At 34.8% G+C, this 13,442-nt stretch carries 14 protein-coding genes; 1 reads left to right on the top strand and 13 read right to left on the bottom strand.

The features are described 5' to 3' along the window. The 3 genes from BMS_RS01805 to BMS_RS01795 are packed head-to-tail and all read right to left on the bottom strand — an operon-like array spanning position 1 to position 2,598. Positions 1–438 carry a dTDP-4-dehydrorhamnose 3,5-epimerase family protein gene (locus BMS_RS01805; protein WP_014243078.1) on the bottom strand — a complete coding sequence of 146 codons (438 nt, stop codon included), beginning with the start codon at positions 436–438 and terminating at the stop codon, positions 1–3. Continuing rightward, entirely contained in the window at positions 435–1,676 is a 1,242-nt protein-coding gene (locus BMS_RS01800; RefSeq protein WP_014243077.1) for a glycosyltransferase family 4 protein, read from the bottom strand. Before BMS_RS01800 ends, BMS_RS01805 begins: the two co-directional genes overlap by 4 nt. Then, positions 1,666–2,598, bottom strand: a complete 933-nt coding sequence (locus tag BMS_RS01795) for an NAD-dependent epimerase/dehydratase family protein (protein WP_044557186.1) — start codon at positions 2,596–2,598, stop codon at positions 1,666–1,668. The genes BMS_RS01800 and BMS_RS01795 overlap by 11 nt, the downstream gene beginning before the upstream one ends. Positions 2,599–2,696: 98 nt before the next feature. On the opposite strand from BMS_RS01795, the gene BMS_RS01790 reads away from it, so the two are divergent. Then, a complete protein-coding gene (locus BMS_RS01790; RefSeq protein ID WP_014243075.1) occupies positions 2,697–3,233 on the top strand; it encodes a class I SAM-dependent methyltransferase in 537 nt (178 codons plus the stop codon). On the opposite strand, the gene BMS_RS01785 is transcribed toward BMS_RS01790, so the two are convergent. The 10 genes from BMS_RS01785 to pseC form a co-directional block, all read right to left on the bottom strand. After that, positions 3,212–4,678 (bottom strand): MATE family efflux transporter, encoded by a 1,467-nt coding sequence (locus BMS_RS01785; RefSeq protein WP_157868215.1) that lies wholly within the window; start codon positions 4,676–4,678, stop codon positions 3,212–3,214. The two genes, BMS_RS01790 and BMS_RS01785, sit on opposite strands and share 22 nt — an antisense overlap. A gap of 74 nt (positions 4,679–4,752) precedes the next feature. Beyond that, on the bottom strand, positions 4,753–6,387 hold the full coding sequence (locus BMS_RS01780; RefSeq protein WP_157868214.1) for a hypothetical protein: 1,635 nt from the start codon (positions 6,385–6,387) through the stop codon (positions 4,753–4,755). A gap of 53 nt (positions 6,388–6,440) precedes the next feature. Then, positions 6,441–7,517: a UDP-2,4-diacetamido-2,4,6-trideoxy-beta-L-altropyranose hydrolase gene (pseG, locus tag BMS_RS01775; protein WP_044557184.1), complete on the bottom strand. Its 1,077-nt coding sequence runs from the start codon at positions 7,515–7,517 to the stop codon at positions 6,441–6,443. Next, on the bottom strand, positions 7,517–8,218 hold the full coding sequence (gene pseF, locus BMS_RS01770; RefSeq protein WP_014243071.1) for a pseudaminic acid cytidylyltransferase: 702 nt from the start codon (positions 8,216–8,218) through the stop codon (positions 7,517–7,519). The genes pseG and pseF overlap by 1 nt, the downstream gene beginning before the upstream one ends. Before the next feature lie 10 nt (positions 8,219–8,228). Then, positions 8,229–9,401: an N-acetyl sugar amidotransferase gene (locus tag BMS_RS17710; protein WP_014243070.1), complete on the bottom strand. Its 1,173-nt coding sequence runs from the start codon at positions 9,399–9,401 to the stop codon at positions 8,229–8,231. Beyond that, complete coding sequence (gene hisF / locus BMS_RS17705; RefSeq protein ID WP_044557183.1) at positions 9,391–10,176, bottom strand: imidazole glycerol phosphate synthase subunit HisF; 786 nt, start codon at positions 10,174–10,176, stop codon at positions 9,391–9,393. Before hisF ends, BMS_RS17710 begins: the two co-directional genes overlap by 11 nt. Beyond that, positions 10,176–10,772 (bottom strand): imidazole glycerol phosphate synthase subunit HisH, encoded by a 597-nt coding sequence (gene hisH, locus BMS_RS01755; RefSeq protein WP_014243068.1) that lies wholly within the window; start codon positions 10,770–10,772, stop codon positions 10,176–10,178. Before hisH ends, hisF begins: the two co-directional genes overlap by 1 nt. A gap of 2 nt (positions 10,773–10,774) precedes the next feature. Continuing rightward, a complete protein-coding gene (gene pseI, locus BMS_RS01750) occupies positions 10,775–11,827 on the bottom strand; it encodes a pseudaminic acid synthase (RefSeq protein WP_014243067.1) in 1,053 nt (350 codons plus the stop codon). Beyond that, positions 11,824–12,276, bottom strand: a complete 453-nt coding sequence (locus BMS_RS01745; RefSeq protein WP_014243066.1) for a GNAT family N-acetyltransferase — start codon at positions 12,274–12,276, stop codon at positions 11,824–11,826. The genes pseI and BMS_RS01745 overlap by 4 nt, the downstream gene beginning before the upstream one ends. Next, positions 12,276–13,442, bottom strand: coding sequence for a UDP-4-amino-4,6-dideoxy-N-acetyl-beta-L-altrosamine transaminase (gene pseC / locus BMS_RS01740; RefSeq protein WP_014243065.1), 1,167 nt, complete (start codon positions 13,440–13,442; stop codon positions 12,276–12,278). Before pseC ends, BMS_RS01745 begins: the two co-directional genes overlap by 1 nt.

The following is a 13,442-nucleotide window of genomic DNA, read 5'->3' as shown; positions in this document are numbered from 1 at the left end:
TTAGTCCCACTTGAATGGAATTTTATCTGTATTAAAGTCTAACCTCTCAATTTCATCGCCACGATGTGGTATATCTGTACAATTAACAACCATAGCTGGCTCAGTACTCAAGCCTTTAAAACCATTCCAAACTCTAGGTGGTACTGTCACTAAGAAGTAGTCCTCAGGGCTCATCGTTATAACCTGTGTCTCCCCAAAAGTGGAACTCTCTTCTCTTGAATCATATAAGACGAAATCTATTTTTCCTACAGGGACAGCATAATTAATAGTCATTTCCTTATGGTAATGCCAGGCCTTAATCACGCCATTATTTACAAAAGAAAAATAGACTTCTCCAAACTTAGAAAAGTGCTCAGCATCACTTCTGAGCATATGCATTATCTTTCCTCTATCGTCAGCTATAGTTTTTAATGGTGTTATCTTAACGCCTTCTATCATATTAACTCCAAATTCTGATTCGTATATAAATCAATATAATTACTTATAGAAACATTTACTTCATATTTTTGTTCAAATTTAACTTTTCCGAACTGCCCCATCTTCTCTCTCATCTCTCTATCATATATCAAAGAACTAAGAGACGATGTTAGCTCTTCTACATCTTTAGGTTTTACAATTAGACCTGTTTTATCTTGGTCAATTTGCTCTGGAATCCCTGCTATTCTTGTGGCCACAACGGGCTTTTCGAGGCTCATTGCTTCGATAATAATATTAGGAAAGTCTTCATTATAAATGGAAGGCAGCACTAGTACATCAAATGCATTTATTAAGTTAAAAATTCTTTCCTCTCTTTTAATGAGAAGTGTGAAATTCTTTAAATTTAAATTTTCAATATCTTTTTGTATATTGTTTAATTCCTCTCCATCACCCTCAATTATAAGAAAAGCATTCTCAACTTTTTTAATAATCTCTGCAAATGCCAAAAGTAAGTACTTATGTCCTTTCCTTTTTTCGAGATTTGCTACGATACCTACAATAACTCTTGTAGTAGGAATACCTAACCGTTCTAAAACCTCTTCTCGACTTTCACTTAGAGGACGATGTGAAATCCCATTATTAATAGTAGAATATTGCTCAGTCTGAAGTTCTAATACTTTTACTAATTCTTTTCCAGCATACCTAGATCCAGTTATAAACTTTGTAGTACTCTTTTTTACAAGGTAATCAATTGGCCAATCAAATATTCTATCTATTTTTGAATATGGTGAAGCAATATTATTCACAACATAAAATATTTTTTCTATTCCAAGCATTTTTGCTGCAATAACAGCAGAGTTAGCAGATGTTGCAGCAGGAAATCCTCCATTATTAATGTGCAGAATGTCTATATTTCTTTTTCTAAAGGTAAAATAAAGAATAAAAATATCAATTAAGAAGAAAATAGTTTTAAATTGAAGTAAAAGGGAAACCCCTTTAATTATCAAGGATATAATACTAGGGAATTTAGAGTTAATCCAACCTAAGTACGATGGCCAACAGAATAGTATTAATCCTTTTTTCAGAATATTTTTCTCTACTCTCTGCCTAAGTCCTGCTTCATACCTAGCCGACTTTCTATATGTGAAACTTACACTAAATTGATCGTGTATTTGATCACTATTTAAGAAATTAGCAATCATATTCTCACAACCACCAAAAAAAGGGCAATCTGAATGATAGTGTAAATTACTCTTCATGAGTACTCTTACTAAAGAATTCTACTGTTTTACTAATACCTTCCTCTAGGGAAGTCGTAGGATTCCAATTTAAAAGAGAGGACGCTTTTGAATTATCTAATAAATGTTCATCGCTTTCTAATGCTCTCGTTTTAATATGCCCAATATCAATTAAGCTCTCACTAGATAATTTATCAGCAATCATCATTGCAATTTTCTTAATCTGCACACTAGAACCACCTCCTGCATTAAAAGTTCCTGTCACAGGAGAATTGAAGTTAATTATTGCCATAAACAGCTCTACTAAATCATCAATATATATAAAATCTCTTCTTTGCTCCCCAGAGCTCATCTGAAACCTCTCTCCTTTTAGAAGAGTCGTACAAAGTGAAGAAATAAACATATCAGGGTTTTGCCTTGGTCCATAAGCAATGGAAGGCCTTACATAGGCTACAGGTAAGCCGTAAACTCGAGCAAAAGTTTCTGCCAGGTACTTAGTACAAGTTTTAGAAAAGGAATAACTACTAATCGGAGTTTCATTCATACTTTCTACAAAAGGGACCGATTCTGCATCTCCATACTCTTCTGTAGAACCTACAACAATCACTTGCTCTAGAGACTTTAGAGAAATTAAACATCCAAAAATATTTAATGTCCCATTTAAGTTTGTATTAATATCACTTTTAAAGTCATCAATTTGAATAGACCTATTTTTTGAACCGGCAAGATGAATGACAAAGTTTGGATCAAAGTCAGAAATAGACTGAGATAAAAAATCCTCGTCTAAAATATTTCCGCAATAATATTCAACATTGTTATGGATACCTATGCTTCGCGAAATAACTCCAACCTGGTGATCCTGGTCAAGCAGAGAGTTGACAGTGTGAGTTCCAATAAAGCCACTACCACCAATAACAAGTGTTCGTTTTTTAGTATTTTCCATATGGTAAATTATAGACACTTAAAGCTATTTATTCCAGAAAGTAACAAGACATATTTATAATTTTCAGTATAATTGTCTTAAATGACAAAGAGGGAAGTATGAAGCTAGATATTGGGTGCGGAAACTCTAAGAGAATTGGATATACTGGAGTGGATTGCTTACAACTAGAGAATGTTGATGTCGTTCATGACTTGAATGTTTTCCCATATCCTTTTGAAGACAACGCGATTGAAGAAATTTGGATGGATCAGGTACTGGAGCATTTAGACTCCCCATTTGATTGTGTAAATGAGTTATTTAGAATTTCGAAGGCTGGAGCAACAATACATGTTGGAGTTCCATATTTTAGAAGCCTTTACTCAGCAATAGACCCAACTCATAAAAACCTCTTTACTGCGGAGTGGTTTAATTATTTTGACCCAGACCATGATTATTTTAAGAAGTATTGTTACTCTAAAAGTACAATTCGTGTAAAAAACGTTGAGTTTGATAGAGAATGGAAAAGGCCTGGAATAAAACCATGGCACAAGTTAATGATAAAGTTTGCAGAAAAGCATACACGAATCTATGAGCATAAATTATCTCATTTATATCCGCTAAACTCCTTAACATTTCACTTAGAAGTTTTAAAATAGTTAGTCTCTTTTACAGTAGACACTATATCTTTTCTAAACTTACTATTGCTTACAAAGTAGCTCAACAGCCCACAAAAGCAGCAAATAGCACAAGCAGCAGCAACTAAGAATAAATTTGCTTTGCTTTGCCCCACCGGCAATATCAATGAGAAGTAATAGGCTACAACAGAAGTCGTAATTGCACCTACAAACATTGGAACTATAATCTCTTTAATATATTTATTAGCTCCAAATATATAATCTCTCGTAAAGTACACATAAAACACTGTAGACACACTAAAGACTATCAACTTTGATATCGCAAAGGACTGATAGTCATATTGATTATTGAGTAACAAAATAATTAGCCAAAAAGCTACTGCAATAAATAAGTTAACAATTCTAAGCTCATTATTCTTCTCTTTTCCCATAAGAAGAATTCCCGCCGGATAATTATTAAAAGCAAATAAGAATGTCAAAATTAGTAACTGAGCCGTTACAATAGACTCAGAGTATTGCTGTCCAACCCAAGTAAATACTATATTCTCCATCAGTATGGTAATTGTTAAAACAGAAAATACACTCATCGGCAGAAGGTAAACTATTGTATTATAGTAAAATCTTTTTAACCCCTCTTCATCCCTAAGCCCTAAAAAATGATTAAACCTAGCAGAAAAAGGGGAATATAATATACCAAATATTGATCGTAGAAAGGAAAGTAAACTTAAACCTATCGCATAATATGCAAGCTTATTCGCTCCATAAAATTTAGCAATAACAGGGGAATCTATTTCATAATAAGCAATCCAGAGAGCAGACATAATGAAAGAAGTAAGCGCAAGAGACTTAACCTTATAAAAAACAGGCCATGAGAATCTAATATTCTTAACCAGCTTCTTTAGATCTAGTGAATAAATTCTCCGTGCTACCACAAGGCCAATTAGGGCACATAAAAGATTAACAACCTGGAAGAATAGATAATATCCTATAATATTATAGGAACCTTCTCTAAAGAAGTAGAATACAGATGAAATTTTTGCAATATGCCCTAGAATATTAATTTTTCTAACAATGAAGTCCTCAACCCTAACCCCATAGATAAACTGCAACACTCTTTGCAATACTGTAGTTATTGAAAATAGAGATAGAATAAAGAACATACTCTTTGCTATATCTATTTCAGAGCCGTTACCTATATCAGAAATTAAAAGAGAAGGATCAAATGCCCCCATGAGCATTACTGCTGAGAAAATACAAACAGCAATAAGTAAAATAAAAGTTGTAAAGCCAATAACTTCCAGCTCACCTTCTTTATCTTTTCTAGCAAAAGCTTCACTTGCATACTTAAATCCAGCACCAATAAAGCCTAAGTCAGCATAACTTAGAAAAATATTAAAAGATAAGCAAAGAGAATAAATTCCAAATATAACCTTATTACTCGATAAGTAAGGTAAAACGATAAACATTGACACAAAGTTTAGGACGATTGCAATAATTTGCCAGAAATACAGCTTAATATAGTTACTTAAATAGCTAGTCTTCATATTTTCTTACAAAACTCCATCCAGTCCGATCTCCAATCAGAACCTAGTAAAGCGTACTCATCCACCCAGTCCGCTCTTGCTTTCTGAACAGTCTCAGAAAGCCACCATTTTTGAATATCGTCATTTATCTCATTTACTTTTTCTGCTGCCTTCTTAGGACAGTGAAACAGGATTTCCGCTTGAACTAAGCTCTCAAACAACCTCTTCCCATCGCTCGTATAAATATAATCCCCTTCTTCCCAAAAACAAAGAGTTGGAATATTTGCTCCCATGCATAAATTAAGTGTTGTTCCAGGGTTATCCATAATCACTAACTTAGAATCAGTTAACTTAGAGTGTAAATCTCCCTTCAGTATTTCAATAGAAGGAACATTTCTTTTTACATATTCTTCATCTGCATACAAGTATTCAAAATTAAAATAAGGCCTATAATAGAGGTTTTTAAAAACGTTACTATCTAGTGACCTTAGAAAGGAAATTTTATCTTTCCTATAAAATAGGTATTTATTTGACTGTGTAATGCTCATGATATTGTCAAAGCAAGCAGGCATTGCAGTTCCAATGAAAACAATATCATTACTTTTCTCTTCTTTTACAGATTTAGAAAATTCCGAAATCTGAGGACTCTTCAATGGGATAAATCGACCTTGATAATGTCCTTGCTTTTTCCATCCCCATGTTATGAACCCATCATGCTTATACTCAACCTCATTACAGTAAGTATAGTACTTTATGTACCCATAGTGAGAGCCATGTTGAACACTATATAGCATCCCGCCGGCCTCTACAAAATCAGCAAAGTATTCTTTTTGTTTATCCTCAGTATAGAGTTGAGTTCCACTGACAATAATTGCTTTCTTCAAAAAGATACCTGATAACAAATTCCTTCGACTTGAAATCGTTTTGTACCTTCTAGGCATAGAGCATAAGATAAGACTCCAAAGGTCTAATCCATCAATACGGCTACTTTCAAACAATGTTTCCTTAATACTTTTCTTTCTCGAGAGTAAAAGTGTCAGGCTAAATTTCAAATTATCGAAAAATGATATGCCTTTTACTCCATAGATCGAAAAAAGATTCTTTATAAAGAATTTGGATTTTTCTTTGATTCCATCAGAGGACTGTATCTTTAATTTTTTAAAAGGAATGCTTTTTTTAACTAAATGCCACCCTTTAGGAACTTCCTTACATCTCAATTCGATTAGTCTACTCAAGATCCACTCTTGAAAGTATGGGTTCCTCATTCCATTAACCTGGAAATCATAAGAGTCTTCAAAAAGACTTTCTTCATTTAGAAAGTTTATTCCATTCAATTTAAGGTTCGATTTCCCATGCTCTTCAAAAAGAATAGAAAGTCTCATATTTCTCTCTAAGACAGTCTGAATTAAGCACGACAACCAGGGAGCTATAATAACACTCCAGTACTTTGCCGATAAATTTGTATCATTTATCTTATTCAGGTATGACACTACCCTAGGAAAGTAATATTTATAATATTCATTATAACTTTTTTCTATCGCTTCAAAGTTCGAATGGGTAGATAAGGGATCGTTTGGAAACTTTATATCGTCGAAACCACTATTGTTTGAGTTATTGATGAGGCTCCATGTAGCAAAGGGTACTTTTCCCAAAGTGGATTCTCCACTCTCAATTGTCCCCAAGATTAATGTATTAGACTCACTGTTCAACTTGCTAATTCCTCTATCGCTATATCAGTAACCCTACGAATACCATCTCCATCACAGATTTTTCTAAGCTCCATTGCCACTTCTTGATACCTCAAAGGGTTATCAAAATATTCACTCAATGCACTTTTCCAAGAGTCACTCGTCGTTGAGTCCCCCGAACCTAAAAGATTCAATAATCCCATTTCAAATAACTTCTTTGAGCCTGCGAGCTGATTATCAGCAGAGGTAATAACAATCGAGGGTTTACATAAACAAGCTCTTTCCCATATCGAAACACCACTTGCCCCTAAGCAAAGCTCAGATTCTGCAATTTCTTTTTCCATTGTAGCTGTGTAACTTAGAAGCTCTATCGACTCTTTTTGTCGTGCAATCTCTTCTAGAGCAAGAAAGTCCTTATGTTCAGTTGGAAGAATTACACGCATACTATAGCCTTCTATATTTAAGGATAAGAAAGCATTTACAACTTTCATACTTTCATTTGTAAGATCCAATCCCCCAAAGTATGCGAGAACTCTCTTACTACCTCTCTTAGAGTTGGCTTCTCTCATTCTCCTAAACTTTTTATTAATTAATGCAAACCTTGGCCCTAACAAATATTTCGCCTCTTCCCTTTGATTTTTTCTCTTATAAAGAGTCCCTGACGATGACAAACTTTGATCAATAATAATATTTGCACAATGCTCTCTTTCCAGATCATCAATAACCAAAATCCTATCAACATCAAATAACTTTTCAAACTCAACATCGATACTGTAGTGGTCAATTACTAATAGAGAAACATTGCTTATTTTACTGAGTAGTTCATTTACCTCTATAACCTCAGCCTCTTTAGTTTGCCCTAGCCACATCTCAGAATTATTAAGATCAATTAAATCATTATTTGATTCCAACTCTCTTAAATCAAAGCCTCTCTCCTTAATATATAAATTTCTATTTTGATGATGCTTTCTACAGATAAAGCTTACATTAAACTCTCTTTCTCTAAACTCTTCGGCCAAAGACAAGCATCTAAAAAGGTGTCCATTGCCAATATGAGCCCCTGAATCCACTCGAAAAACAATACTTGAAGTCACTACACAGACCCCTTCATAAGCGAATACTTGAGCTCTGCTAATTTCCAATCCTCAAGAGTATCTATATCTTGGGATTCTAAAGAAGAAACTATAAAAGGTGCTGATGAATTGGTAAAAATCTTTTTATCTAATTTAAATTCTCTCACATCTAACCAATAAAATTGGCCACAATCGTAATACCATTTCTCAAGATCCTGAGATCTTGTATTTAAGAACTCTGGGAAATTGAACTGAAGGTTATCAATTGTAATATTAAACGATCTTTGTGGGTTACTTGCGTACTCTGTAACACAAACGACACTTTTAGCCTGAGTTTTTTGCATTATCTGGTAAGACTCTTTCAGCTTGCTCGAAGTTACAAACGGTGCAGTTGGATATAAACAACAAATATCATCATAATACTCACCTACCCCTTCAAGTTGCTCAACCACCTCGCACAATACATCTGAAGTTGTTGAAAAGTCATCAGAGTTTTTTTTAGACCTTAAAAAAGGCACTTCTGCTCCAGCACTAATGGAAACTTCTCTAATTTCTTCATCATCAGTACTAACAAGAACTCTAGAAAAAAGCCCTGACTTCAAAGCAGCATTTATAGAATACTCAATTAATGGCTTTCCCAAGAAAGGCTTAATATTTTTGCGAGGAATTCTCTTACTTCCTCCCCTTGCTGTGATTACCGCAACAACCTTTCTTTTACTCATTTATACCTACTTAATCATCCCAAATATTATGCTTCTTCCAGTCACCATTAGAATCTTTCCACCATACTCTAGGATCTCTAAATCTATCTGCAACTTCATCAAACTTTTCTTCCGACCAACCTACATATTCCAACCATCGATATAAATCCTTAGACTTTATCGGATCCATTTTGCGAACAATCTCTATTCCCTCTTTTCTAGTCATTTTACCAGAACGAATATCTTTACAAACGTGATCAGTGGCTCGTCCGTATCCAAATTTAATATACTTCATATAATCATGAATACCGTTTTCATGCATATCATCCAAATTGGACATTGTTCTATATGTTCTTTCAAACGGCTCCTCAGATTCTAAAAAGCCATACTTCTCCATCATAAGAGGTCCATGTTCATTTGCATCCCATTTAAAGAAGTTTGATATATATATTCCTCGAACACCTACATCTTCAATTTCTTCATCAGTAGGATACATCCAAGGTATAAAGTCACTCTTCTTAAGATCCTCTCCATATTCCAGACCCTTCTCTAGAATGTCTCCCCACTCATATCCTCTCAAGCAGTGCTCATGTCTATATCTGTATGTAAACTCAACAAGATCATTGTAAGAGTGCATACCACCTAAGTCCATAAAGCCATGCTCTCCCCAAATCATTAGTGGAACTCTCTTTTGCACAGCCTCGCGAATAGGATATGTAAATATTCCCGCATGCCCATGCCAATTCATATCCCCCATCATTTCCATACCGATTCTATTCATCGCCTTTAAAACTTTTATACTAGGAGTAAAGAAAATATGATCAACATCAAACGCCTCTCTCATATTTAAAAGGTTTTTCATCCCTGTAGGGGTATAATTATTTCCATGATATGTAACAAGTAGAGGATTTAGCCCGTATACTTTTTTAATTATATGAATTTGAAAATAACTATCCTTTCCTCCACTCACAGGGATAATGCAATCATAATTACTTCCATCTTTAGATTTATATCTATTAATGAGTTTCTCAAACTGCTTTGCTCTTCTGTCCCAATCGATTTCGGACTTTTGACCAGATGTTCTACAACCAGAACAAAGACCTTTTTCATCAAAGGTTAAAGGCGTAGCGGACACACCAGGGTAAACACAACTTGAACAATACTTCATTTTGGCAGGTTCTTTACTATACTTACTATCTAACATTTATTCCTTCCCTCTTTAAAAACTTCTTTGCTCTTGGATATGCATTCTCAGTGAAATGAAAGATGTTTCCAGCTGCAATTGCTGAAACATTCGTATCTTCTGCAAGCTCTAAAAAATCATCAACAATGCCTGCTCCACCACAGGCAATCACAGGTATTTTTAGAGCATCAACTACCTCAGCAATATTTTCAATATCATAGCCGTTGGCTTTTCCGTCTCTATCAATAGAGTTAATGAACACTTCACCAGCTCCATAAGACTCAATCTCACGACACCAGTCCACTAATTTCTTATTTGTAGGAATACTTCCAAAGTTATCAAACACCATTGCCTGACCATCTATTATTCGATAATCAACTGATACAATAGCTGCCTGACTTCCATATTTATTAGAAATAGTTGTAATAAAACTAGAATCTTCTAAAGCCTTAGTATTAATTATCACTTTGTCTGCACCATTTTTTATTCTTAAATCGACGTCCTCAATTTTTTTTATTCCACCACCAAAGGCTAGAGGCATAAAACATACCTTAGCAATTCTTTGAATAATTTCTTCTATATTTGAATACCTTGAGATTTTATGATCGTCTCTTCCTAAGTCATAGCTAAATTCTCTACTTATATCTAAGTAAATTAATTCATCAACATTCCACTCATTATATCGTGATGCTTGATTAACAACATTTCCCATACTCTGATGAGTTATGAAGTCTTCACTCCTTACAATTAGGCCATTCATAATATTCAAGACAGGTATTAATCTAGTTTTTAACATCACATTTCCAGAAATTTTTTCAACAACATTAAGCCATCATGATGACTTTTCTCAGGATGAAACTGAAAGCCTAAGACATTGTCACTTAACACTGATGAAGTAAATTCTACTCCATATTCCGTTGATGACAAGATGTCCTCTTGATTAGAGGGTGCGCAGTAATAACTATGAGTAAAATAATAACTCTCATTTACATTGAAATGTGAATCCTTAGACTGCTTACATTCGTTCCAGCCAACGTGTGGAACTCTAAGATCATCAATTACTTTAGAAAATGGTAGGACTTCTCCTTTTAAAATACCTAAGCCTTCGAACTCTCCTTGTTCATAGCTTTTTTCAAATAGTAATTGCATCCCTAGGCATATACCAAGTAACGGTTTTTTATTATTAACATGATCTAAAATTTTGTTTACAAAGCCAAGCCTTTGCAATTCATGCATTCCGTGCCCAAAAGCACCTACTCCAGGTAAAATCAGGTGAGAAGCTTTATCAAAATCTTCGCAATTGTTTATAACTAAGGATTCAATACCTAGAAAATCTAAAGCATTTAAGACAGATCTTATATTCCCAGCTCCATACTCAATAACTCCTAACATTGCTACTTCCCCATATCTATATCAAGTAGTTTTACTGGAGTATTCTTGCTTACCTTCCTCAAAACTTTTTTGCCAATTATTTCATTGAAATACTTCGGTTCAAGTCCATAACCTGGTCTAATTCTCTTAACTGAATCAAGGGTAATCTCTTCCCCTTCTTCCAGATCTCTTACAAAGTAAATCGATCTTCTAAATTTTAAATTTACTTTTTCTGCAGACTCTCTTTTGAAAGGTGTTGATCTCACGGAGTTCCACACTGACCTTGTCTCATTTACTAGACTCTCAAGTTCTGAAGGCTCCAAAGAAAACTCCGAATCAGGACCTTTTTCAGACCTACTTTCAGTAAAGTGCTTTTCAATTACAGAAGCACCTAAAGCTACACCGGCTACAGAAGCAGCTGTTCCTAATGTATGATCAGAAAGCCCCGACACAACATCAAACCTCTTAGATATTTCTTTAATGGTAGATAAGTTAGATTGATCTATCGGAGTCGGGTAACCACTTACACAATGTAATACGATGATTTGTTGATTATATTTTTTAATTACATTTATTGACTCTTCTATTTCCTCAGGTGAAGCCATTCCTGTTGACATAATTATTGGCTTCCCTTGTTTTGCAATGTATTCGACAAGAGGAAGGTCAGTCATCTCAAAGGAGGCAATTTTAAATGCAGGTACATCTAAGTCCATCAAAAAGTTCACCGATGATTCGTCAAAAGGAGTACTAAAAACAGTTATTCCCAGCTCTTTAGCTCTTTCGAAAATTGGCTTATGCCAATCCCATGGTGTGTGAGCTTCTTCATATAATTTATACAAAGTATATCCGTCCCATAATCCACCCTTTATCTGAAAGTCCTCCATATCACTATCAACAGTCATTGTGTCTGCAGTATATGTTTGAATCTTAACAGCATCGGCTCCACTGTCTTTAGCTATCTCAATAAGCTTTAAAGCTTTATTTAAGTCTCCATTATGATTTGCAGATACTTCAGCAATTATATATGGAGCAAATTCTGAACCAATTTTTCGGCCATTAATTTCTATAAACTTCATACCTTCCTCAATTCATATTTAAGCTTATCTTTTAAATCAATCTCCACAAAACCAGCTTTTTTGAAAGCTTTTTGAGATGGAATATTCTCTTTTTTTACAAAGCCAACTAAACTAAGCTTCTCCCCAAACCTAGAGAAGAAATAATTGGAAGACTCAATTAGCATTTTACTGGAAAGTCCAAGTCCCCTATGTCCCCTATCAATAGAAAAGTTAATAAGTCCGTACTCAGTAACTTCGATACGAACCTGTCCAACAGGGTTACTATTTATCAAGAACAACAATAGCTCACTATTTGCATCATTTAACTTTAAGTTGAACCATCTCTGATGGTCCTCGAACTTAACCTCATTAGAATTGAATGAATTCCTCCTAACATCCACATCATTTACCCATTCATAGTAAACTTCAACATCTGAACTGCAGGCAGGCCTCATTTCTAAATTAAACATTAATCATCCACTTCACTAAAGAATTCTACAATCACTTTTACAACATATGATATATCTTCACTGGACATTGAAGGATACATAGGAAGACTTAAGCAACCATCGAAGTACTCTTCAGCAACAGGACACAAACCTTTCTCATAGCCCTTTTTACTGTAATAAGGATGAAGGTAAACGGGTATATAGTGAACTTGAGTAAATATTCCTTTAGACGATAAATATGAATATAGCTCATCTCTTCTTGAAGTCCTTACAACAAAAAGGTGTAGGGCATGAACAATCTCATCTGGAATATTTGGCAACACTAGAGGAAGGCTTGCTAGTTCTTTAAGATAGATCTTAGCTATCTCATTTCTCCTTCTCACTGAACTTTCTAGCTTTGTAAGTTGTGATAGTCCAAGTGCGGCCTGAATATCGGAAATTCTATAGTTATAACCAAGCTCCTGCATCTCGTGAAACCATGCAGGCATCGACTGATTCAATAAGTCTTTCTTATTCTTTGTAATTCCATGTGAACGAAGCATTTCGAGTCTTTTAAATAAATCATTCCTATGTGTCGTGATCATACCACCTTCACCACAAGCAATATGCTTAACAGGGTGAAAAGAGAATAGAGTTAAGTCCGCATATCTAGAGCCGCCAACTGGTTGAACTTCACCTTTTGAATCAGTAAAACTTGCTCCAGGAGCATGACATGCATCTTCAACAATCCACATTCCGTACTGATCAGCTATTTTTCTCAACCTCTCAAGATCTACAGGAAAGCCAGCAAAATCCACCACTATAATTCCGGCATACTTATCATCAGAGCCAGAGAGATGCCTCTCAAGTAAGTCCAAGTCTAATAGATAATCATCTAATGAAATATCAATAAACTCGACGACTCCTCCCTGATACAAAACACAGTTAGCGGAGGCTGCAAAAGTAATAGATGTGGTTAAAACTTTTTCCCCAGGCTTTAAATCTAAAGCCATCATTGCGAGATGGAGAGCGGCTGTTCCATTCGAACAGGATAGTGCATACTCTGCTTTTACTTGGGAGGCAAAAGCGTTTTCAAATTCAACAACCCTTGGCCCTTGAGTTAAAAAGTCTGATTTTAAAGTAGAAACAACTAGATCTATGTCTTCTTTAGAAATTTCTTGCCTGCCATAAGGAATCTTTTTGTCCAT

This window comes from Halobacteriovorax marinus SJ, assembly GCF_000210915.2.
Taxonomy (GTDB): Bacteria; Bdellovibrionota; Bacteriovoracia; order Bacteriovoracales; family Bacteriovoracaceae; genus Halobacteriovorax; species Halobacteriovorax marinus.
This window is presented reverse-complemented; position numbering and strand designations above follow the sequence as displayed.